This window comes from Streptomyces sp. NPDC014801 (assembly GCF_043082085.1).
Lineage (GTDB): Bacteria > Actinomycetota > Actinomycetes > Streptomycetales > Streptomycetaceae > Streptomyces.
In genome coordinates this window covers 145,383-166,227 of record NZ_JBIBXG010000006.1, presented here as the reverse complement: position 1 = coordinate 166,227, position 20,845 = coordinate 145,383, and the positions used below count along the sequence as shown (strand labels likewise).

Sequence of the window (20,845 nt, the reverse complement as noted above, 5' to 3'; positions counted from 1 at the left end):
CTCCGCCCGCGCGGCGCAGAGGTGCGGCCTTCGTGGTCGGCTGCGGCCCGGCGGCCGCGCGTGCGTCGCTCACAGGAGTCCCCTTTCGGTCAGCAGGGCGTGCACGGCGGCCGCGGACTCCTGCACGGTCTGGTTCTGCGACTCGATCCGCAGATCGGGCGTCTCGGGCTCCTCGTACGGGTCGTCGACCCCGGTGAGCCCCGTCAGCTCGCCCGCCGCCTGCTTGGCGTACAGGCCCTTCACATCGCGTACGGAGCACACCTCGACCGGCGTGGCCACGTGGATCTCCAGGTACGGCGTGCCGTTCGCCTCGTGCCGCTTGCGCACCGCGTCACGGCTGTCCGCGTACGGCGCGATGACCGGGACGAGCACCGTCACGCCGTTGCGGGCGAGCAGTTCGGCGACGAAGCCGATGCGCTGCACGTTGGTGTGCCGGTCCTCGCGGGAGAAGCCGAGGCCCGCCGAGACGAACTCGCGGATCTCGTCGCCGTCGAGCACCTCCACCCGCCGGCCCTCGGCCCGCAGCCGGCCGGCCAGCTCGTAGGCGATGGTGGTCTTGCCGGCGCTCGGCAGACCCGTGAGCCAGACGGTGGCTCCGCTCGTCACGTCGCTCTCCTGATCGTCCTGGTGGTTCGTCGTCATCCGTGCAGCCCGCACTCGGTCTTGGCGCGGCCCGCCCAGCGGCCGGCGCGCGCGTCCTCGCCCTCAAGCACCCGCCGGGTGCACGGGGCGCAGCCGATGGAGGCGTAGCCGTCCATCAGCAGCGGGTTGGTGAGCACGCCGTGCTCGGTGACGTAGGCGTCCACGTCGTCCTGGGTCCAGCGGGCGATGGGGGAGACCTTGACCTTGCGCCGCTTGGCGTCCCAGCCGACCACCGGGGTGTCGGCCCGGGTCGGGGACTCGTCGCGGCGCAGGCCGGTCGCCCAGGCCTGGTAGCCCTTGAGGCCCTCTTCCAGCGGCTGCACCTTGCGCAGCTTGCAGCACAGGTCGGGGTCACGGTCGTGCAGCCGGGGGCCGTACTCGGCGTCCTGCTCGGCGACCGTCTGGCGCGGGGTGAGCGTGATGACGTTGACGTCCATCACGGCCTCCACCGCGTCGCGGGTGCCGATGGTCTCCGGGAAGTGGTAGCCGGTGTCCAGGAACACCACGTCCACGCCCTTCATCACGCGGGACGCGAGGTGCGCGACGACCGCGTCCTCCATGGAGGAGGTCACGCAGAAGCCCTTGCCGAAGGTGTCGACCGCCCACTGCAGGATCTCCAGCGCGGAGGCGTCCTCCAGGTCGCGGCCCGCCTGCTCGGCCAGCGCCTTCAGCTCGTCGTCGGTGCGCGTGTGCTGAGCCGTCGTCATATCGAGTCCCCTCCGTTGTCGGCTCGCTTGCGAAGCCCCTGGGCGAGCAGCCCGAGGAACTTCAGCTGGAAGGCGCGGTTGCAGGCCGCGCATTCCCAGGCGCCGTGCCCCTCCTCGTGGGGACGCAGGTCCTCCTCGCCGCAGTACGGGCAGTAGAAGGGCGCCGCTCGCTCGCTCACGACAGGGCCTCCTCGGAGGCACGGGACGCCCAGGTGGCGAACCGCTCGCCGTCCTCGCGTTCGGCCTGGAAGCGCTTCAGCACGCGCTCGATGTAGTCGGGCAGTTCGTCCGCCGTCACCTTCAGGCCGCGCACCTTGCGGCCGAACCCGGCCTCCAGGCCGAGCGCGCCGCCGAGGTGCACCTGGTAGCCCTCGACCTGCTCGCCCTGGTCGTTGAGGACCAGCTGGCCCTTGAGACCGATGTCCGCGACCTGGATACGGGCGCAGGCGTTCGGGCAGCCGTTGAGGTTGATGGTGATCGGCTCGTCGAACTCCGGCAGGCGGCGCTCCAGTTCGTCGATCAGGGTGGAGCCACGCTGCTTGGTCTCGACGATGGCCAGCTTGCAGAACTCGATGCCGGTGCAGGCCATGGTGCCGCGCCGGAACGAGGACGGCCGGGCGGTGAGGTCCAGCGCCTCCAGCTCGTCGACCAGCGACTCGACCTGGTCCTGCGCGACGTCGAGGATGATCATCTTCTGCTCGACGGTGGTGCGCACCCGGCCCGAGCCGTGCGCCTCCGCGAGATCGGCGACCTTCGTCAGGGTGGAGCCGTCCACCCGGCCGACGCGCGGCGCGAAGCCGACGTAGAAGCGGCCGTCCTTCTGGCGGTGGACGCCGATGTGGTCGCGCCACTGCTGCACGGGCTGCTCGGGGGCGGGCCCGTCGATGAGCTTGCGGCCGCCGAGGTACTCGTCCTCGAGCACCTGGCGGAACTTCTCCGCGCCCCAGTCGGCGACCAGGAACTTCAGGCGGGCGCGGTTGCGCAGCCGGCGGTAGCCGTAGTCGCGGAAGATCGAGAGGACGCCCTCGTAGACGTCGGGGACCTCGTCGATCGGCACCCAGGCGCCGAGCCGCACGCCCAGCTTGGGGTTGGTGGACAGGCCGCCGCCGACCCACACGTCGAAGCCGGGGCCGTGCTCGGGGTGGCGGACGCCGACGAACGCGACGTCGTTGATCTCGTGCACCACGTCCAGCACCGGCGAGCCGGAGATCGCGGTCTTGAACTTGCGCGGCAGGTTCGAGTACGCCGGGTTGTTCAGGACGCGGCGCTTCATCTCCTCCAGCGCCGGCGTGCCGTCGATGATCTCGTCCTCGGCGATGCCCGCGACGGGGGAGCCGATCATCACACGCGGGGTGTCACCGCAGGCGGTCACCGTGGACAGACCCACGGCCTCCAGCCGGTTCCAGATCTCGGGCACGTCCTCGATCCGGATCCAGTGGTACTGCACGTTCTGCCGGTCGGTGATGTCGGCCGTGCCGCGCGCGAACTCCTGGGAGATCTCGCCGACGACCCGCAGCTGCTGCGTGGTCAGCGCACCGCCGTCGATGCGCACCCGCAGCATGAAGTAGCGGTCGTCGAGCTCCTCCGGCTCCAGGACCGCGGTCTTGCCGCCGTCGATCCCGGGCTTGCGCTGGGTGTACAGGCCCCACCAGCGCATGCGTCCGCGCAGGTCGCTGGGGTCGATCGAGTCGAAGCCGCCCTTGGAGTAGATCGTCTCAATGCGTGTCCGCACATTGAGACCGTCGTCGTCCTTCTTGACCTGCTCGTTGCCGTTGAGCGGGGTGAAGTGCCCGGCGGCCCACTGACCCTCACCGCGGTGACGGCTCACCTTGCGGCGGGGCGCGGAGGCGGCAGGGTTCTGTGGGGTGGCGGCCATGGGTGACACGTCCTTCGGGACAGACGGGAACGATGCTCTGACCTGCGCGTATGGGCGCACGCGGGCATGCGTGCGCGGCGCTGCGCAAGGGGGCGACGGAAAACGGGGAACCGGTGGTGCTGTGCGATCTCAGCGCATCGGACAGATGGCGCTGGACATGCGGCCGAGGTCGACGTGCCGCCGACTCACCAAGGCAATTCCAGTTCCGGGCATGACGGAAGCGTGGCACGGCGATCTGGACACAGTCCAGCTTCGTCCATCATGCGGACACCCTTGTCTCGCTGGGCGAGACAAGGGTGTCGTCGGTCACATGCGGTGCGCGGGGGCTTGTCCGCGCAGGTCAGGCCGGGTAGGCCCCCGGCCACGGCCCCGGAGTGGGCACGTCCGGTTCCTCCTCGACCTTGGTGTCGAACAGGGTGAAGCCCCGGCGCTGGTAGTTGTCCATGGCGAACTCGCCGTCCTTGCTGCAGGTGTGCAGCCACACCCGCTTGGTCTGCGCCAGTCCCGGCCAGCGGTCCGCGAGGTCCCAGGCGCGCGCGGTGCCGTACGACAGCAGGTGGCCGCCGATCCGGCGTCCGCGGAAGGCAGGGAGCAGCCCGAAGTACACGATCTCCACGACCCCGTCGTCCTGGGCCTCCAGCTCCACGTATCCCGCGGGCGTGCCCCGGTCGTACGCCACCCACGTCTCCACGCCGGGCCGGTCCAGGTGCTCCAGCCAGCGCGCGTGGCTCCAGCCGAGCCGGTCCGTCCAGCGGATGTCGCCGCCGACCGAGGCGTACAGGAAACGGCTGAACTCGGGTGAGGGCACCTCGGCGCGCACGATCCGCACGTCCCCCTCCGGCGCGGCGGCCGGCAGCAGGTCGGACGGGGACGTCTGCTCGAGGGACCAGGTGGTCACGGGGATGTTGGCCATGGGGGACAGGGAACCATCCCGTCCGTGGCCGTGTCGACGCCGGGCCCCGCCCGCTCGGGACGGCCCGCGCCCGCTCAGCCCAGCCCGGCGTCCAGCGAGGTCAGCGGCAGGGCGAAGAGCATGCCGCCGGACTGGGACCACACCTCGCCGGTGCCGGGGGCGTAGGACAGGGACTGCGGCGGGGCGCTCCAGCACACGTGGGTGTCGTCGGAGCCGCAGTGCGTGGTGCCGGCCCCGGTGGCGTCCTGGCGCCACAGCGTGCCCCGCCCGTCCGGGGTCTCGCCCGCGCGGGCCACGTACCACCGGGAGCCGTGCGGCAGGACGCCCCGCACCTCCGTCGCCTTCGTCGTGTACACCGCGTCCGGTACGGCCTCGCCCGAGGCGCCGGTCAGCGGCAGCCCGTCGGCGCCGAGCCGGTAGCGCCACAGCCGGGTCGGCCGGTGCTCGCCGGCCGGCACCCGCTCGGAGACGGCCAGCGCGTCCGGCCGCGCCGTGCGGTCCAGGCCGAGCCCGGCGGGGCGCGGTACGTCACCCACCGGGGCGTAGGAGGCGACGGCCGGCAGCACGAACCGTGCGCCGCCCGCCGACCAGCCGCCGGGCACCCGGCCCACGGCTCTGCTGTCGACGCCCGCCCGCAGCACCCGGCGCACGTCGAAGGCGTACAGCACCGCCCGGTCCCGCTCGCCGGCGGTGACCAGCAGGGTGTCCTGGTCCCAGGCCATCCCCAAGACCGGTGTGGCCAGCCCCCGGTAACCGTGGCCCTGGTCCACCGGGACGGCGAGCAGCGCCCAGGTGTACGCGAGGTGCCGCGGGTCGCTCGCGTCGACGAACGCCACCCGGGTGAGGTCGCCACGGGACCAGGCCGAGGCCAGCACCCGGCCGTCGCCGTCGCCGGACACGGCCACCGCGCCCGGCCGCCAGCCCGCGGTGTCGGCGCCCGCGAAGCAGTACGCGCGCGTGGCGGCGGGCGCGACGGGCAGCGCCCGTTTCTCGTCCTCCGTGCAGTCCGGCGCGGAACGCAGCGTGTGGTCGGCGCCGCGCAGCGCCCCGGCCACCCCGACCGGCCGTCCCATGGCCGCGGTGAGCCGGTCCAGCGCGGCGCGCGGCACCGGGGCGGCGGCCAGCCGCGGGGCGTCGGAGCCGGTGGGGGAGGACAGCGCCCGCAGCGCGCCGGGATCGTCGGCGACCGTGGCCTGGGAGGCGCTGATCATCGTCGCCGCGGCGGTCAGCGCCAGGGCGGTCCCGGCCAGGACCGCGCGCAGCGCCGCACCCCGCCTGCGCCGGCGGTGCCGTCCGCGATGCTTCATACCGTCCTCCAGAGGCGGGCCAACTGCGCCTGATGATCCCGAGGTTGACGCGAGGAGCAGGTGGGGTGACCCGTAGGGGATGCTACGGCAGCCACCCCCACCCCCGCGCCCGGACCGACCAGTTGCCCGAAAAAGCCCGACTTCCGGGGAGTCGGCACCGCGTTCACCCCCGGCTGCGGGGCGGGCCGGGGCGCCACACCCGGCTGCGGGGCGGGCCGGGGCGCCACACGCGGCTTCGGGGCGTGCCGGGGCGCCGGTCGCGGCCGCCTACGACCCCACCGGCGTGCCCCGCCCCTCCTCCACGGCCGGGGCCGTCGAGTGGGGGAGCAGGTCGCGGGGGTCGTCCGGGAGGAGCAGGTCGACCTCCGCGTCCTCGCAGAAGCGGTACGGGCGGTGGGCCAGGAACGTCCCGAGATAGCGCCGTACCCGGGACATTTCCGCCCGGACCGTCACCGTGCGCGCCGGATCCCCGAACATGTCCCGCGCCAGCTGCGCCGCGGTGCGTCCGGAGCGCCGCACCGCCAGCAGGTACAGCAGCTCGGCGTGGCGCGGACTCAGCTCGTGGCTCCAGCTGCCGGCGGCCGAGCTGACCGTCACCGACCAGCGGCGCGGCTGCGCGAGGTCCAGCACGATCCGGGTCGCGCCCGGCACCGGCGGCTCGTCGACGGCCCGCACCAGCCAGCCGCCGGCCAGCGGCTCCAGCGAGCACAGCCCCAGCGCGGGCAGCCACCGCCGCCCCGGGCCCGCCGCCCGCGGCAGCGCCACCCGCGCGGTGTACGGCATCCCCGTCACGGCCGCCGTCCAGCCGTCCCGGTCCACCACCAGCGCCCGGCCGCCGACCCGCGCCAGCACCGGTGCCGCCACCGCGCGCAGCCGCTCCAGCGCGTCCACGTGCAGCTCGCGCAGCCGCGCCTCGGCCAGCTTGGCCACCGAGTCCACCCAGGCCAGCGTGGCCGGATGCATCGTCTCCAGCGGCCCGCTGACGTCGACCACGCCGAGCAGCCTGCCGTCCCGCGGATCGGTGATCGGCGCGCCCGTGCACGTCCAGGAGGTCTGGCTGCGCACGAAGTGCTCGCCCGCGAAGACCTGCACCGGCCGCCGCACCACCGCCGGGGTGCCCACCCCGTTGGTGCCGACGACGTCCTCGCGCCAGTCCGCGCCGAGCTGGAAGCCCAGCCGGTCCGCCTTGCGCAGCACCGGCGCGCAGCCCTCCCGCCACAGCACCCGGCCCTCGGCGTCGGCGACCACCATGATGTGACGGGCGACGTCCGCCACCGACAGCAGCCCCTCCCGCAGCACCGGCAGCACCTGCCGCAGCGGCGACTCCTCGCGCCGGCGGCGCAGCTCCTCGTCGCTCAGCAGGTCGGAGCGGAAGTCGTGCTCCGGGTCCACCCCGCTGCGCAGCATGCGCCGCCAGGACTCCCCGATCACCGGGCGGGGCGCGGGACGGGCCCGCTGCCCCGCGAGCGCCGCCTCGCGCACCTCGCTGAGCACCCGCGCCGCGCGCGCCGCGTCGACGGCGGCGAGGTGCGTCACGTTGATCGGCGAGTTCGCCACTGGATCCTCCCGGGAAGGGCGTGCATACCGGATGTCAACCCCGAACGGGCGGCGTTTTCCGGTCTGTTCCGCTGGTTGCGCCATACCTGTCTCATACTGCCGACCGCCGGTGACGGAGGGACGCACTCCGGACACATTGCAACCCCCTGCAACCCTGGTGGATCGCCGACCGATTGGTTGAAACTTGAGCCACGCCGTCCCCGAGCGGCGTACCTGGCCTTGCATGGGGCCATTGCGGGGGTGGTGCCGTGTCGGCGCAGCACCACCCCCGTGTCCGCCGCCGCTCACCCGGCGTCCGCGACCGCTCAGGCCACCGGACGGGCCCGTTCCACGATCGACGCCAGGTCCAGGGTGTGCGGCAGCGTCCCGAACGCCGCCCCGCCGTCATGGCCCAGCCGCGCGGCACAGAACGCGTCCGCCACCTCCGCCGGCGCGAACCGCACCAGCAGCGACCCCTGCAGCACCAGCGCCAGCCGCTCGGTGAGCCGCCGGGCCCGCGCCTCGACGCCCTCCAGGTCCGCCAGCTCGGTCAGCAGGTCCTTGATCGCCGCGTCCAGCCGGTGATCGGCTCCGCGCGCCTGCCCGACCTCCCGCAGATACGCGTCCAGCGCGGCGGGCTCGCGCTGCAACGCGCGCAGCACGTCCAGCGCCTGCACATTGCCCGCGCCCTCCCAGATCGAGTTCAGCGGCGACTCGCGCACCAGCCGGGGCAACCCCGACTCCTCGACGTACCCGTTGCCGCCCAGGCACTCGGCGGCCTCCACCGCCAGCGGGGCGCACCGCTTGGTCACCCAGTACTTCGCCGCCGGCACCGCGATCCGCAGCAGCGCCCGCGCCTGCTCGGAGTCGTCGTCGCAGGCCGCCGCCAGCCGCAGCGCCAGCGTCGTCGCCGCCTCCGACTCCAGCGCGAGATCGGCCAGAACATTGCGCATCAGCGGCTTGTCGATCAGCTTCCCGCCGAACGCCTCCCGCCGTTCGCAGTGGTGGACCGCCTGCGCGACGGCCTGCCGCATCAGCCCGGCCGAGCCCAGCACGCAGTCCAGCCGGGTCGCCGCGACCATCCCGATGATGGTCCGCACCCCGCGCCCCTCCGCGCCGACCCGGCGCGCCCACGTCCCGGCGAACTCCACCTCCGCCGAGGCGTTCGACCGGTTGCCCAGCTTGTCCTTCAGCCGCTGGATCAGGAAGACGTTGCGCGAGCCGTCCTCCAGCACCCGCGGCACCAGGAAGCACGTCAGGCCCCCGGGTGCCTGCGCCAGCACCAGGAAGCCGTCCGACATCGGCGCCGAGCAGAACCACTTGTGCCCGGTCAGCTCGTACGTCCCGTCCTCGGCGAGCGGCCGCGCGGCCGTCGTGTTCGCCCGGACGTCGCTGCCGCCCTGCTTCTCGGTCATGCCCATCCCGAACAGCACGCCCGCCTTGTCCGCCGCCGGCCTGAGCCCCCGGTCGTAGACGCTGGACGTCAGCCGCGGCTCCCACACGGCGGCCAGCTCCGGGTCGGCGCGCAGTGCGGGCACCGCCGCGTGCGTCATCGACAGCGGGCAGGTGTTGCCCGCCTCGACCTGCGTCCACACCAGGAACGCGGCCGCCCGCCGCACATGCCCGCCGGGCCGCTGCCACGCCGCGGTCAGGCCCGCGCCGACGCCCTTGCCGAGCAGCCGGTGCCACGCCGGGTGGAAGTCGACCTCGTCGATCCGGTTGCCGTAGCGGTCGTGGCTGCGCAGCCGGGGCGGGTTGTCGTTGGCCTGCGCACCCCACTCCTGCACTTGCGCCGAGCCGGCCGAGCGGCCGAGCCCGGACAGTTCCTCGAACGCCGCGTCGTGCAGCGCGGGATCCAGGTGCCGTTCCACCGCGGCCACCAGCGCGCGGTCGGCGGAGAAGACGTCGTATCCGGCCAGCGGCTCCGGCTGGTTGGTCACGGTGTGCGTGCTGCCTGCCATGTACCGCAACCTACCCGCCGGTCGCCCCCTCATGACCCGCCCGACACGGAGCCGGGCGGCCACCGGCCGGGCCCCGCGGACGCCGGGACGACCTGCGATGTGAGCGAGGCCGCGCGCGGCGGATACCTTTAGGTCGTGCAGTCAGCAAGTCAGCCACCCGAGCCCCCGCCGAGCCCTTCCGGTCGCCTCCACCGGGCGCGTGCCCTCTACCGGAACGTCTCCAAGCGCCGCACGGCCTGGCTGCTGCTGAAGGACACGGTCAACTCCTGCATCGAGTACCGCATCCTGGGCCTGGCCGCCGAGGCGGCGTTCTTCTCCCTGCTGTCGGTGCCGCCGCTGCTGCTCAGCCTCATCGGCCTGCTCGGCTACGTCGACGCCTGGACCGGCACCGACACCATCACCAGCCTCAAGAACAACCTCCTGGAGGCCTCCCGGACCGTCCTGTCCGACCGGGGCGTGCGCGACATCGCCCAGCCGATCCTCGACGACGTCCTCAAGGGCGGCCGGCCCGACGTCATCTCCATCGGCTTCCTCTTCGCCCTGTGGTCGGGCTCGCGCGCGGTGAACGTCTTCATCGACACCATCACCGTCATGTACGGCCTCGACGGGGTGCGCGGCATCGTCAAGACCCGGTTGATGTCCTTCGCGCTGTTCATCGTGGCGCTGCTGATCGGCTCGGTGGCGCTGCCGCTGATGGTCGCGGGCCCGGACGCGGTGGTCGGGATCCTGCCCTGGTCGACGACGGTGGTCCAGGTCCTGTACTGGCCGGTGGTGATCGTGCTGTCGATCGCCTTCCTGACCACGCTGTACCACGTGTCCGTCCCCGTGCGCTCCCCGTGGATCGAGGACGTCCCCGGCGCGCTGGTCGCCCTCGCGATGTGGGTGCTCGGCAGCTTCCTGCTGCGGATCTACCTGCAGCACACCATCGAGGGTGCGACGATCTACGGCTCGCTGGCCGCCGCCGTCGCCGTCCTGCTGTGGATCGGTGTGTCCGCGTTCGCGGTGCTCGTCGGGGCCGCGGTCAACGCCGCGATCGACCGCGTGTGGCCGGCCGCCGCCACGGCCGCGGCGCGCGCCGCGCAGGAGCGGGTGCGCGAGGCCCAGGTCGCCGAGTACGTCGCCCGCCACGCCGCGAGCCGCGAGACCGACCCGGAGGACCCGGACATGCCGTCGGAGTTCCCCGAACGCTGGTCCCGCTTCCTGCCCCCCGAGGACGTGACGGGCCGCCTGCGCGCCCACGCCAAGAGCACCCACAAGAGCAACGGCGAGTCCGGCGACTCGCCCGAGAAGTGACACCCGAGCGCGCCCACGCGGCCGGCCCGCGGCGGTACCGGCAGGGTGCGGGGTGGAGCCGCCCGCGCGGACGCCGACGGTGGGCAGGGTGAGCCCGCGGCGCGTCGGGCCGGCCGCGTAGCCTGGCGCTGTGTACGCGGAGTGGGCGGCCCGGTTGCCCGGGGCCGTGGTGTGGACGAACCGTCCGCCGGTCGCCGGTGCGCCGGTGGTGCTGCCCGACGGCTGCATGGACCTGATGTGGAGCGAGGGGCGGCTGCTCGTCGCCGGCCCCGACACACGCGCGTACGTCCCGCCCGGCCCGCCCGCCCCGTTCGTCGGCGTGCGCTTCTTCCCCGGCACCGCCCCGGCCCTGCTCGGGGTCCCCGCGCACGAACTGCGCGACCGCCGCGTGGACCTGTCCGACCTGTGGCCCGCCGCCCGGGTGCGGCGGCTGCGCGCCCGGGTCGCCGCCGCCGCGGACCCCGCGCGGGCCCTGGAGGAGACGGCGCTCGACTGCGCGGCGGACGCCGGGCCGCCCGACCCGCTGCTGCGGCGCCTGGTCGGCGCCCTCGACGCGGGCCGCCCGGTCGGCGAAACCGCCGACGCCCTCGGTATCGGCGCCCGGCAGCTGCACCGCCGGTCGCTGGCCGCCTTCGGGTACGGCCCCAAGACCCTCGCCCGCGTCCTGCGGCTGCAGCGCGCGCTCGGCCTGGCCCGCTCCGGCCTGCCGTACGCCGACACCGCGGCCCGCGCGGGCTACGCCGACCAGGCCCACTTCGCCCGCGAGGTACGCGCCCTCGCGGGCATGCCCCTCGGCGAGCTGCTGCACGGCCCGCCCGCCGGCTGACCCGTCGCATCCCCGGTGTGTGCCGGCACACGCCGGGCGCCGGCACACACCGGGCCCGGGGCGGGTCAGCCCTGTTCCAGCGGGGCGAACAGGTCCACCCCGTTGCCGTCCGGGTCGTGCAGGACGGCGTAGCGCTGGCCCCAGAAGGCGTCCCACGGCTTGAGCTCGCCGTGGTGGCCGGCGGCCACCATCTCGTCGTACACCCTGTCGACCTCCTCGGGGTCCGCGCAGCGCAGCGCGAGGCCCGCCCGGGCGCTGCCGGTGGGGGGCCGCCAGGAGGGGTGGAAGGAGCGCACGGTGTCCTCGGTGTCCAGCAGCAGCCGCAGCCCGCCGGGCAGCCCGGCCTCGGTGTGCGGCTCGCGCTCGGCCCCGTCCGGGAACGCGAAGCCGAGCCGCCGGTAGAAGGCGACGGAGGCGGCCATGTCGGAGACCACCAGTCCGATGGCGTCGAATCGTGGAGTCATGCGGCCACCGTAGGAGCCGCCGCGGCCGGCCGTCTTGAACGAATCGGACAGCGCGCCGGACGCCCGTGCCTCACGCCCGCGCCTCACGTCCCGAAGGTCACCGGTCCGTGCGCCGCCTCCACCGTGAACGACATCCCCACCGGGCCCTCGGCCAGGTCCAGGTCCGTGCCGAGCGCGGCGAGCAGCGGGCGCAGCGCGTCCGGGTCCGGCGCCGTGGCCGTCACCCGCAGCAGCGGGACGACCGGCAGGCCGGAGTCGGTGGGGTGGACGGTCGTGCCCCAGTCGATGAGGAACGGCACCAGACCGGAGGGGTGGGCGTCGGGCCCGTCGGTCAGCCGCCAGCTCAGCAGCGTGCCGTCCGGCCGGCGCCGGCTCATCGGCCGCGGCGGGCCGGGGTCGTACCCGCGGCTGCGGGCGCTCGCCACGGCCGCGTCCAGGTCGGGCGGGGCGACGGCCCAGGTGACCGTCCGGGGCGCGGTGAGCCGGTCGACGCCGAAGGGGCGCGGGCCGGTGTACCCGGCCTGCTCCGGGTCCGGCCCGATGATCTCCAGATAGCGGCGGCCGCCCAGCCCCACCAGGTGGTTGCGGGTGCCGAGCCCCACGTGCGCCCCGCCCGGCGCCGGGGCCACGCCGGTGCGCCGGGTGAACTCGGCGACCGTGGCGTCCAGTTCGGGCGTGGCGAGGACGAGGTGGTCCAGGAATGCGGGAATCGCGCTCATCCCGGCCGAGCCTACGCGCCGCCCCCGGACCGGTCGACGCCCTTCCCGCGCCCCACCGGTGTTGCCGGGCAGCCGCGTGCTCAGGCGGCCGGGCGGCGGACGGTGCTCGCGTTGCGGGGGCGCCACGCTGTTGTTCCACTGGAGGACGGTGCGGTCCACCGAGAGGACGACGACCGGCCCGGCCGTGCGCGCCGGCGGACCCCGCCCACCCCGACGTGCGCAGTGCTTGGCCCCTGACCCTCCACGTTCCGGACGGCGATCATGACGATGTCCCCCCTCGGTTCCTCCTTCGGCGGCCAGGACCCGTTCTCGGAGATCCTCAACCGGTTCTTCGGCATGTCGCCGGGCGCCTCACCGCCGCAGGTTCAGCGCGTGCCGATCGGGCGGCTGCTGACCGAGTCCGCGCAGGACCTGCTCAACCGGGCCACCCGCAAGGCCGCCGAGGACGGCAGCGCCGACCTGGACACCGAGCACTTGCTGTGGGCCTGCACCCAGGTCGAACCGGCCCGCGGCCTGCTCGCCCAGGCCGGCATCGACCCCGACGGCCTGGCGAAGCAGGTCGCCGCCGCGCTGCCCGGCGAGAGCGGCACCCCGGCGGCGCGGCCCGGACTGACCCCGGCCGCCAAGCGGGTGCTGCTGCGCGCCCACGCCCGCTCCCAGGCGACCGGCGTGTCGTACATCGGCCCGGAGCACATCCTCGGTGCCCTGCTGGACACGCCCGACGCCGCGGCCACCCGGCTGCTCACCGGCTCGGGCGCCGAACTCGACGGGCTGCGCCGGGCCGCCGAGACCGCCGCACGCCCCGAACGGCCCGAGGGCCGCGAGCCGAGCGCGACGCCCACCCTCGACGAGTACGGCCGCGACCTCACCGAGGAGGCCAAGGCGGGCCGGCTCGACCCGGTCGTCGGCCGCGCCGAGGAGATCGAGCAGACCGTGGAGATCCTCTCCCGCCGCTCGAAGAACAACCCCGTGCTCATCGGCGAGCCCGGCGTCGGCAAGACCGCGATCGTGGAGGGCCTCGCGCAGCGCATCGTCGCAGGCGACGTGCCGCAGACGCTGAAGGACAAGCGGGTCGTCGCGCTCGACCTGACCGGGGTGGTCGCGGGTGCCCAGTACCGCGGGCAGTTCGAGGAGCGGCTGAAGAACGTCATCGACGAGGTCAAGGCCGCCTCCGAGTCGACGATCCTGTTCATCGACGAGATGCACACCGTCGTCGGCGCCGGCGCCACCGGCGAGGGCTCGATGGACGCGGGCAACATCCTCAAGCCCGCCCTCGCCCGCGGCGAGCTGCACGTCGTCGGTGCCACCACCCTCGACGAGTACCGGCGCCACGTGGAGAAGGACGCCGCGCTGGAGCGCCGCTTCCAGCCGGTGATGGTGCCCGAGCCGAGCGTCGAGGAGACCGTGCAGATCCTGGAGGGCCTGCGCGACTCCTACGAGGCCCACCACCAGGTCCGCTACACCGACGACGCCCTCGTCGCCGCCGCCGAGCTGTCCGACCGGTACGTCACCGACCGCTTCCTGCCGGACAAGGCCATCGACCTGCTCGACCAGGCCGGGGCGCGGGTGCGGCTGCGCTCGCTGGGCAAGTCCACCGAGGTCGTCGAGCGGGAGGACCGGCTGGCCAAGCTGAACCGGGAGAAGGACCAGGCCGTCGCTGCCGAGGACTTCGAGAAGGCGGCCGAGATCAAGGACCGCATCACCGAGGTGGAGACGGAGATCGCCGGGGTGGCCGAACGGCGTGAGGGCGTCATGGAGGTCACCGCCGGCGACATCGCCGAGGTCCTCTCCCGCCGCACCGGCATCCCGGTGGCCCAGCTGACCGAGACCGAGAAGGAGCGCCTGCTGAAACTGGAGGACGCCCTGCACTCCCGGGTCGTCGGCCAGGACGAGGCGGTCACCGCGATCGCGCAGGCGGTGCGCCGCAACCGGGCCGGCATGGGAGACCCGAACCGGCCCGTCGGCTCCTTCCTCTTCCTCGGCCCGACCGGCGTCGGCAAGACCGAACTGGCCAAGGCGCTCGCCGAGTTGCTCTTCGGCGACGAGAACCGGCTGGTGCGCTTCGACATGAGCGAGTTCCAGGAGAAGCACACCGTCTCCCGGCTGGTGGGCGCCCCGCCCGGATACGTCGGCCACGAGGAGGCCGGCCAGCTCACCGAGAAGGTGCGCCGCCAGCCGTACAGCGTGCTGCTCTTCGACGAGGTGGAGAAGGCCCACCCGGACGTCTTCAACACGCTGTTGCAGGTGCTCGACGACGGGCGGCTCACCGACGCCCAGGGCCGCACGGTCGACTTCCGCAACACGGTCGTCGTGATGACGTCCAACATCGGCGCCCAGCGCATCCTCGCCCACCACGGCGACGTCGGCGCCATCAAGGACGAGCTGATGCAGGACCTGCGCGGCCGGTTCCTGCCGGAGTTCCTCAACCGCATCGACGACATCGTCGTCTTCCACGCCCTCACCGAGGCCGACCTCGACCGGATCGTGGAACTCCTGCTGGACGCCAGCCGGCGCCGGGTGCGCGCCCAGGGGCTGGAGCTGGAGGTGACCGACGCGGCGAAGCAGCTGCTCGTCGCGCACGGCCACCAGCCGGAGTTCGGCGCCCGCCCGCTGCGCCGCACCATCCAGGCCGAACTCGACAACCGCATCGCCTCGTTGCTGCTGGCCGACGAGGCCGACCCCGGGGACACGATCGTCGCCGACGTCGTGAACGACGCCCTGGTGTGCCGGGTGGAGCGTCCCGCGCACGCGGCCTGAGCGGCGGGCGCCGGGGCGAGGCGCGGCTCCCGGGTCCGGCGGCCACCGCGGGTGAGCCGCCGGACCCGGTGGGTCAGACCAGTGCGTTCTTGTAGAACAGGTTGGACCGGCGGTCGCCCGAGACGCCCGAGGCGAAGCCGAGGAAGAGGCGCACCTCGCCGGCGACGGTCTGGTAGATGGCCAGGCCCTCCGGCTCACGGAAGTCCAGGGTGGAGCCGGCCTTCGTCAGCACCGGGCCCTGCGCGATCGCGCCGGTGTTCATGTCGATGCTGGTGACCTCGGAGTTGACGATCCAGTTGCCGCTCGCGTCCTTGCCGTTGACGTCGTAGCTGTCGCCGGTCAGGACGTACAGGTACTGGCCGTAGGCGGTGTAGCCCTGGAAGGTGGGCGACAGGGTGGGCAGCGCCGGCTGCTTGAAGTCGGCCAGCGGGGCGGAGAAGTCGCCCCGGGTGGCGGCGTCCAGGTCGTAGACGGCTATGTGCTTGCCGTCGGACAGCTGGTGACGGACGATCAGCCGGTTGTTCACCGGGTCGATGGAGCAGGTGTGCTGCGTGGCGGCGGCCACCGGCGTGAACTTGGTCAGCGCCGAGGACGTGTTCGACAGCGTGGTGCCGCTGGTGAACTTGAACCGGGCGAGCCGCTGGCCGTACCCGTTGACGGAGTCGACCTCGGTCCACAGGTAGGTGTCGCCGCCCACGCCCTGCGCGCCGAAGGCGACACCGTGCCCGAAGCCGGTCAGGTGCATGTAGCCGACGTAGTTGCCCGCGAAGTCGAGCTGGGTGATGCACAGGTCGCCGGCCGTGTCCGAGGTGCCGTTGCGCCGCTGCGCCACGAACAGCCGCCGGTTGACGTTGTCGAACGCGAAGCCCTGCTGCACGGTGTCGTCGTGCAGCGTCCTGTCGCGGAAGAGGTCGTACGACGGCTGCGTCAGGTCGAAGCGCTGCGTAGCGGGGACGGTGGCCGAGGCGGGGAAGGCGGCGGCGCCCAGGCCGAGGGCCGCGAGGCCCAGTCCGGATCCGGCGCGCAGCACGGAACGGCGGCTCCAGCCAGCGGTACGGGACATGTGTCTCCTTGTTCCGACGGGATGTCACAGAGATCCCCGGGTGACGCCTCCGGCCGGAGTGGCGGGGAGCCGTGACTGTATGCCACGAACGGCGGCCTCGCCCACTCGGGGGATCCCGCGGTCCCACCTGTCCGCGGATGGCCGTTCAGTGACGTTTCTCCGGTGAACACTTTGCTCCATTGGGGTGAGCAAAGCGCTCCCAACAAGACGGTCCACTGCGGGTATAGAGATCCTTTTGTCTTGGTAAAGGGCTTCCGTGGTCCCACGCGGCGGCCCTTCGGGCGCATGTGTTCAACCCCACTCAAGGAGCTGAACGTTGACTTACGGGAACAAGCTGCGCGAGCAGATCGCCGCACCCGGGACGACCCCGCTGATCGGCGTGTACGACATGTACTCGGCCTCGATCGCCGCCCGGCACTACGACGGGATGTTCGTCTCCGGGTTCGGCTTCGCCGCGTCCTACTACGGCCTGCCCGACATCGGCTTCATCGCCTGGCCGGACATGGTGGCCTTCGTCCAGCGGCTGCGGGGCGCCTTCCCGCACCACCACCTGCTCGTCGACATCGACGACGGCTACGTCGACCCCGAGGTCGCCTGCCACGTCGTCGAGGGGCTGGAGCGGATCGGCGCCTCCGGGGTCATCCTGGAGGACCAGAAGCGGCCCCGCCGCTGCGGGCACGCCGACGGCAAGCAGGTGCTGCCGCTGGAGGAGTACCTCGACAAGCTGGAGCAGGTGCTCAAGACGCGCCGCGACCTGGTCGTGGTGGCCCGCACCGACGCCACCGACGAGGACGACATCCTGCACCGCGCCGAGCGGCTCGCGGCCACCGACGCGGACGTGGTCCTCGTCGACGGGGTGCGCAGCGTGGAGTGGATCCGCCGGATCCGCGAGGTGGTCGGCGGCAAACCGCTGCTGTTCAACCAGATCGCGGGCGGCAAGTCGCCCCGGCTGTCGCTGAGCGAGCTGTCCGGCCTGGGTGTGGACGTCGCCATCTACTCCACGCCGTGCCTGTTCGCCGCGCACGAGGCGATGGACTCCGCGCTCGCCGGGCTCAAGGAGGCGGACGGCCGGCTCCCCGAGGTCGACGCCACCGGCGGCGTGGGCGTCGCCGCGGCGACCCGCCTGCTGGAACGCAACATCGCCCGTCTGCGCACGCCCGCCCCCGGCTCCGCCGGTGAGCGGGACGCGTCCGCGCAGGCGGGGGCGAGCGTCGGGGCCGGGGCCGAGGCCGAGGGCGTGCCGGCATGAGCGGAGCACGGTCGGCCGCCGCTGAACGGCACGCCGTGCCACGGCCGACCGCCGAACGGCACGCCGCGCCACGGCCGGCAGCACGCCCCGCCGCTGCACGGCCCGCCGCTGCACGGCTGCGTACGGCGGCGGCGCTCACCGCGGCTCTGCTGAGCGCCTCGGCGGCCCCCGCGGTGGCGAACGGGAGCCTGATCACCGTGATCGACAACTCCCGGGCGGACTCCGTCCTGGAGGTGGACCGCACCGCCAACCTCCAGACGGGCAGCGGCACGGCGGGCAGCGACCACGACGGCAGCGCCGTGGACCTGATGCACGCCCTGCTCGACGCGACCGGACCGGCCGGCGGGCGCTGACCGGCCGCGCGGGCGAGGCGAGGGGCGCGCCGTGACACGGCACGCCACCCCGACGGCCGGGCACCCGAGCGGTGCCCGGCCGTACCCGTGGCCGCTCACCCCGCCCCCGGTGGCGCCGTGCTCGCCCGCCGCACCAGGCGGGTCGACAGTTCCGTGCGGGTGCTCTCCGGGGGGTCGCCGTCCATCATCCGCAGCAGCAGGCCCAGGGCCGTCGCCGCCATCTCGGCCAGGGGCTGGCGCACCGTCGTCAGAGCCGGTGTGCTCCACCGGGCCTCGGGCAGGTCACCGAAGCCGACGACGCTGACGTCGTCCGGCACCCGCAGCCCCTGCTCGGCCAGCGCCTCGTACACCCCGAGCGCCAGCCGGTCGGAGCAGACGAACACGGCGGTCGGCGGTTCGGGCAGCGCCAGCAGTTCCCGCATACGGCGCCGGGCCGCCGTCGCGTCGAGACCGGCGTGGCGGACGTACTCCGGGCGCGGCCGCACCCCCGCCGCCGACAGCGCCGAGCGGTAGCCCGCCACCCGCGCGCTACCGCACACCGCGCGCCGCTGCCCGGCGAGGACGGCGATCCGTTCGTGGCCGAGGGCCAGCAGGTGCTCCGTCGCCGTGACCCCGCCCTGCCAGTTCGCCGCGCCCACCGACACCACGCCCGGCGGCGGTTCCGCCACCGGGTCGATCATCACGAACGGGACGCGGCGCCGGCGCAGCCACGCGTACTGCGGTTCCGTCAGCTCGGCCAGGCTGAACAGCACGCCGGCCGTCCCACGCGCGGCGAGCCGGTCCAGCCAGCCCCGGTGCGGCCGGCCGGGGTGGCCGCGGTCCGGGTCGGCGGAGACCACCACGTCCAGGCCGGCGTCGTGGGCGGCCTGCTCCACGCCGTGCAGGACGGCGCCCGACCAGGAGCTCTCCAGCGAGTGCAGGACGAGGTCGACCAGCCGCGGCGGCCGCAGCGCGTCGAACCGGGGCCGGCGGACATAGCCGAGCCGGTCCAGGGCCTCGGTGACCCGGCGGCGGGTCTCCGGCGCCACGTCCTCCCGCCCGTTGACCACCTTGGACGCGGTCGGCACCGAGACCCCGGCCTCGCGCGCGACCACCGCCAGGGTCGGCCCGGCCGCCACGCTCGCCCCTCCCGTACGGACCATCGGGAACCACCTCTCCGGCCCGCCCGAGGGCCATCGACCGTCCGACCAGCGCTGCCGGCGCCTCCGAAAAGCTTCGACAGGACACCGGCGATCAGAAAGCGCTTGCTATCCTAGGTCGGCCGCCCCGCCAGGTGAAGACACCGGTGCACGGCCGGCGCCGCCGGGGCCGGAAACTTTCGGCGACGCGCCCCCGGGCGCGGCCCTCCCCGTCGTACGCCGAACGGCCCAGTGCGACCCTCGAGCGACGGAATAGCGGGCGCTGCTGTGGTGCTCTGGTGATACCGGTGCAGCGCGGTGAAGGGCTGGTGGGCACATGACGGCAGGCCAGACGGACCCGGAGGTCGCGACCCCCCACGGGCGGATACGCGGCAGGTACGACGGCGGCATCGCGGTGTTCCGCGGCATCCCCTACGCGGCACCCCCCGTCGGGCCGCGCCGTTTCCGCCCTCCCGCCCCGCCCGAGCCGTGGGACGGGGTCCGCGACGCCGGTGCCTTCGGGCCGACGCCGCCGAAACCGCCGTACTCGGAGGCCTTCGAGAAGTACCTGTCGGACCCGGTGGTGCCCGGCGACGACTGCCTCAACCTCAACGTCTGGACGCCCGACCCGGACCCCGCGGCCCGGCTGCCCGTCCTGGTGTGGTTCCACGGCGGCGCCCTGACCCGCGGCTCCTCCGCCGTCCCCGTCTACGACGGCCGGTCCTTCGCCCGCGACGGCGTCGTCCTCGTCTCGGTGAACTACCGCCTCGGCGTCGAGGGCTACGGCCTCTTCCCGGACGCCCCCGCCAACCCCGGCCTGCGCGACCAGCTCGCCGCCCTGCGCTGGGTGCACGAGGCCATCGCGGCCTTCGGCGGCGACCCCGCCCGGATCACCCTGGCCGGCCAGTCCGCCGGGGCCATCAGCATCGGCGCGCTGATCGCCGCACCGCAGGCCCAGGGCCTGTTCCGGCGGGCCGTGCTGCAGAGCGGGCCGCCGGAGGCCTTCGACCGGGACAAGGTACGGCGCATGGTGCGCCGCATGGCGGCCCGGCTGAAGGTGCCCGCCACCGCCGACGCCTTCGCCGCCGTCGACCCGGAGCTGCTGCTGCGCACACAGGCCGAGGTCGGGCGGCTGAGCAGCCCGGTGCTGGGCGGGCCGTCGTTCGGCATCGTCGTCGACGGCGACCTGGTGCCCCGCGACCCGCTGCAGGCCCTCGTCGACGGCGACGCCGCCGCGGGCGCGGAGCTGCTGATGGGCTGGACCCGCGACGAGTACCGGCTGTGGCTGGTGCCCGGCGGCCTCGTCGAGCGCGTCGACCGGCTCGGCCCGGTCGCCCTCGCCGGGGCCATGGCCCGCTGCCACTGCGGACACGAGGTCGTGCGCGGCTACCGCGCCCTGCACCCCGACGCCGGAACCGCGGAGATCGTCGGCCAGCTCGTCACCGACCATCTGCTGCGCATCCCGCTGCACCGCCTGGCCGACGCCCGCCCCGGCACGTCCTACGTCTACGAGTTCGCCTGGCCGTCCCTGCTGCCCGGGCTCGGCGCCTGCCACGCCCTGGAACTGGGCTTCGTCTTCGACACCGGCGAGGTCCCGGAGTCCACCAAGCTGGCCGGCGAGGGCGGGCCGCAGCGGCTGGCCGACCAGATGCACCGCGCCTGGGTGCGCTTCGTCACCGACGGCGACCCGGGGTGGGAGCCGTGGGACATCGCGCACCCGGTGCGGGTCTTCGGCGAGTTGGCCGCCCCGCGCGAGGAGGGCCGCCCGGACACCGTGCGCGAGCCCTACACCGCTCTCGGGCCGCGCGACCGCGAACTGGGCCTGTGGCGCCTGGACGCCGCCGCCCGGGCCGTCGTCCCGGACACGGTGCCCGCAGCGGACGCCCCGGCCGCCACCCGCACCGTGGAACTCCGCTCCGCCGTCCGCCGCCTGCGCCGCTCGGCAGCCCTGCGCCGCCACTGACCCGGACACCGGGGCTAAGAGGCCCAGGCGGTGCCGTCCGGCCGGCACGTGGTCTTCCGCGTCCACCGGTCCGGCCGTGACCGGCGGAGGCCGAGGCG

At 74.1% G+C, this 20,845-nt stretch carries 19 protein-coding genes; 6 read left to right on the top strand and 13 right to left on the bottom strand.

What is annotated here, in order from left to right:
* Nucleotides 1-69 precede the first annotated feature (69 nt).
* From cysC to ACF1AL_RS15955, 9 genes are all read right to left on the bottom strand, one after another.
* Nucleotides 70-642, bottom strand: a complete 573-nt coding sequence (cysC, locus tag ACF1AL_RS15995; RefSeq protein WP_391826197.1) for an adenylyl-sulfate kinase — start codon at nucleotides 640-642, stop codon at nucleotides 70-72.
* Nucleotides 639-1,349: a phosphoadenylyl-sulfate reductase gene (locus tag ACF1AL_RS15990; protein WP_391657955.1), complete on the bottom strand. Its 711-nt coding sequence runs from the start codon at nucleotides 1,347-1,349 to the stop codon at nucleotides 639-641. The genes cysC and ACF1AL_RS15990 overlap by 4 nt, the downstream gene beginning before the upstream one ends.
* Nucleotides 1,346-1,528, bottom strand: a complete 183-nt coding sequence (locus tag ACF1AL_RS15985) for a hypothetical protein (protein WP_366837597.1) — start codon at nucleotides 1,526-1,528, stop codon at nucleotides 1,346-1,348. The genes ACF1AL_RS15990 and ACF1AL_RS15985 overlap by 4 nt, the downstream gene beginning before the upstream one ends.
* Nucleotides 1,525-3,225, bottom strand: a complete 1,701-nt coding sequence (locus ACF1AL_RS15980) for a nitrite/sulfite reductase (RefSeq protein ID WP_391657956.1) — start codon at nucleotides 3,223-3,225, stop codon at nucleotides 1,525-1,527. Before ACF1AL_RS15980 ends, ACF1AL_RS15985 begins: the two co-directional genes overlap by 4 nt.
* A gap of 129 nt (nucleotides 3,226-3,354) precedes the next feature.
* A complete protein-coding gene (locus ACF1AL_RS15975; RefSeq protein ID WP_360594463.1) occupies nucleotides 3,355-3,438 on the bottom strand; it encodes a putative leader peptide in 84 nt (27 codons plus the stop codon).
* A gap of 127 nt (nucleotides 3,439-3,565) precedes the next feature.
* Nucleotides 3,566-4,138, bottom strand: a complete 573-nt coding sequence (locus ACF1AL_RS15970) for a GNAT family N-acetyltransferase (RefSeq protein WP_366837595.1) — start codon at nucleotides 4,136-4,138, stop codon at nucleotides 3,566-3,568.
* 74 nt (nucleotides 4,139-4,212) lie between these two features.
* Complete coding sequence (locus ACF1AL_RS15965) at nucleotides 4,213-5,445, bottom strand: hypothetical protein (RefSeq protein WP_391820935.1); 1,233 nt, start codon at nucleotides 5,443-5,445, stop codon at nucleotides 4,213-4,215.
* Nucleotides 5,446-5,712: 267 nt separating this feature from the next.
* Entirely contained in the window at nucleotides 5,713-7,002 is a 1,290-nt protein-coding gene (locus ACF1AL_RS15960) for a GAF domain-containing protein (RefSeq protein WP_366837593.1), read from the bottom strand.
* 305 nt (nucleotides 7,003-7,307) lie between these two features.
* The gene (locus ACF1AL_RS15955; RefSeq protein WP_391820934.1) at nucleotides 7,308-8,942 is read right to left on the bottom strand and encodes an acyl-CoA dehydrogenase family protein; all 1,635 of its coding nucleotides are present in this window, start codon (nucleotides 8,940-8,942) and stop codon (nucleotides 7,308-7,310) included.
* 135 nt (nucleotides 8,943-9,077) lie between these two features.
* Between ACF1AL_RS15955 and ACF1AL_RS15950 the strand changes: the two genes are divergently transcribed.
* Both ACF1AL_RS15950 and ACF1AL_RS15945 read left to right on the top strand, forming a co-directional pair.
* On the top strand, nucleotides 9,078-10,235 hold the full coding sequence (locus tag ACF1AL_RS15950) for a YihY/virulence factor BrkB family protein (protein WP_384208304.1): 1,158 nt from the start codon (nucleotides 9,078-9,080) through the stop codon (nucleotides 10,233-10,235).
* A gap of 130 nt (nucleotides 10,236-10,365) precedes the next feature.
* Nucleotides 10,366-11,061, top strand: coding sequence for a helix-turn-helix transcriptional regulator (locus tag ACF1AL_RS15945; protein WP_366837590.1), 696 nt, complete (start codon nucleotides 10,366-10,368; stop codon nucleotides 11,059-11,061).
* A gap of 65 nt (nucleotides 11,062-11,126) precedes the next feature.
* Here the strand turns inward: ACF1AL_RS15945 and ACF1AL_RS15940 are convergent, their stop codons facing one another.
* On the bottom strand, nucleotides 11,127-11,525 hold the full coding sequence (locus ACF1AL_RS15940; protein WP_366837589.1) for a VOC family protein: 399 nt from the start codon (nucleotides 11,523-11,525) through the stop codon (nucleotides 11,127-11,129).
* A gap of 83 nt (nucleotides 11,526-11,608) precedes the next feature.
* On the bottom strand, nucleotides 11,609-12,244 hold the full coding sequence (locus ACF1AL_RS15935) for a VOC family protein (RefSeq protein ID WP_391826194.1): 636 nt from the start codon (nucleotides 12,242-12,244) through the stop codon (nucleotides 11,609-11,611).
* A 261-nt stretch (nucleotides 12,245-12,505) separates the two neighbouring features.
* On the opposite strand from ACF1AL_RS15935, the gene ACF1AL_RS15930 reads away from it, so the two are divergent.
* Nucleotides 12,506-15,001: an ATP-dependent Clp protease ATP-binding subunit gene (locus ACF1AL_RS15930; RefSeq protein WP_391826192.1), complete on the top strand. Its 2,496-nt coding sequence runs from the start codon at nucleotides 12,506-12,508 to the stop codon at nucleotides 14,999-15,001.
* Nucleotides 15,002-15,074: 73 nt separating this feature from the next.
* On the opposite strand, the gene ACF1AL_RS15925 is transcribed toward ACF1AL_RS15930, so the two are convergent.
* Nucleotides 15,075-16,064, bottom strand: a complete 990-nt coding sequence (locus ACF1AL_RS15925; protein WP_391657962.1) for a teichoic acid biosynthesis protein C — start codon at nucleotides 16,062-16,064, stop codon at nucleotides 15,075-15,077.
* Nucleotides 16,065-16,380: 316 nt separating this feature from the next.
* Between ACF1AL_RS15925 and ACF1AL_RS15920 the strand changes: the two genes are divergently transcribed.
* Both ACF1AL_RS15920 and ACF1AL_RS15915 read left to right on the top strand, forming a co-directional pair.
* A complete protein-coding gene (locus ACF1AL_RS15920) occupies nucleotides 16,381-17,313 on the top strand; it encodes an oxaloacetate decarboxylase (RefSeq protein WP_391703703.1) in 933 nt (310 codons plus the stop codon).
* A gap of 197 nt (nucleotides 17,314-17,510) precedes the next feature.
* Nucleotides 17,511-17,666, top strand: coding sequence for a hypothetical protein (locus ACF1AL_RS15915; RefSeq protein WP_391662352.1), 156 nt, complete (start codon nucleotides 17,511-17,513; stop codon nucleotides 17,664-17,666).
* Between the two features lie 95 nt (nucleotides 17,667-17,761).
* On the opposite strand, the gene ACF1AL_RS15910 is transcribed toward ACF1AL_RS15915, so the two are convergent.
* On the bottom strand, nucleotides 17,762-18,808 hold the full coding sequence (locus ACF1AL_RS15910; protein ID WP_391826190.1) for a LacI family DNA-binding transcriptional regulator: 1,047 nt from the start codon (nucleotides 18,806-18,808) through the stop codon (nucleotides 17,762-17,764).
* 313 nt (nucleotides 18,809-19,121) lie between these two features.
* Between ACF1AL_RS15910 and ACF1AL_RS15905 the strand changes: the two genes are divergently transcribed.
* Complete coding sequence (locus ACF1AL_RS15905; RefSeq protein ID WP_391826188.1) at nucleotides 19,122-20,747, top strand: carboxylesterase/lipase family protein; 1,626 nt, start codon at nucleotides 19,122-19,124, stop codon at nucleotides 20,745-20,747.
* Nucleotides 20,748-20,845 lie beyond the last annotated feature (98 nt).

Coding starts and splice junctions, on each gene's coding strand:
- ACF1AL_RS15925 (WP_391657962.1), bottom strand. CDS start 16,064: ATGTCCCGTACCGCTGGCTGGAGCCGCCGTTCCGTGCTGCGCGCCGGA.
- ACF1AL_RS15990 (WP_391657955.1), bottom strand. CDS start 1,349: ATGACGACGGCTCAGCACACGCGCACCGACGACGAGCTGAAGGCGCTG.
- ACF1AL_RS15940 (WP_366837589.1), bottom strand. CDS start 11,525: ATGACTCCACGATTCGACGCCATCGGACTGGTGGTCTCCGACATGGCC.
- ACF1AL_RS15965 (WP_391820935.1), bottom strand. CDS start 5,445: ATGAAGCATCGCGGACGGCACCGCCGGCGCAGGCGGGGTGCGGCGCTG.
- cysC (WP_391826197.1), bottom strand. CDS start 642: ATGACGACGAACCACCAGGACGATCAGGAGAGCGACGTGACGAGCGGA.
- ACF1AL_RS15980 (WP_391657956.1), bottom strand. CDS start 3,225: ATGGCCGCCACCCCACAGAACCCTGCCGCCTCCGCGCCCCGCCGCAAG.
- ACF1AL_RS15970 (WP_366837595.1), bottom strand. CDS start 4,138: ATGGCCAACATCCCCGTGACCACCTGGTCCCTCGAGCAGACGTCCCCG.
- ACF1AL_RS15930 (WP_391826192.1), top strand. CDS start 12,506: ATGACGATGTCCCCCCTCGGTTCCTCCTTCGGCGGCCAGGACCCGTTC.
- ACF1AL_RS15910 (WP_391826190.1), bottom strand. CDS start 18,808: ATGGTCCGTACGGGAGGGGCGAGCGTGGCGGCCGGGCCGACCCTGGCG.
- ACF1AL_RS15975 (WP_360594463.1), bottom strand. CDS start 3,438: ATGCCCGGAACTGGAATTGCCTTGGTGAGTCGGCGGCACGTCGACCTC.
- ACF1AL_RS15935 (WP_391826194.1), bottom strand. CDS start 12,244: ATGAGCGCGATTCCCGCATTCCTGGACCACCTCGTCCTCGCCACGCCC.
- ACF1AL_RS15905 (WP_391826188.1), top strand. CDS start 19,122: ATGACGGCAGGCCAGACGGACCCGGAGGTCGCGACCCCCCACGGGCGG.
- ACF1AL_RS15955 (WP_391820934.1), bottom strand. CDS start 8,942: ATGGCAGGCAGCACGCACACCGTGACCAACCAGCCGGAGCCGCTGGCC.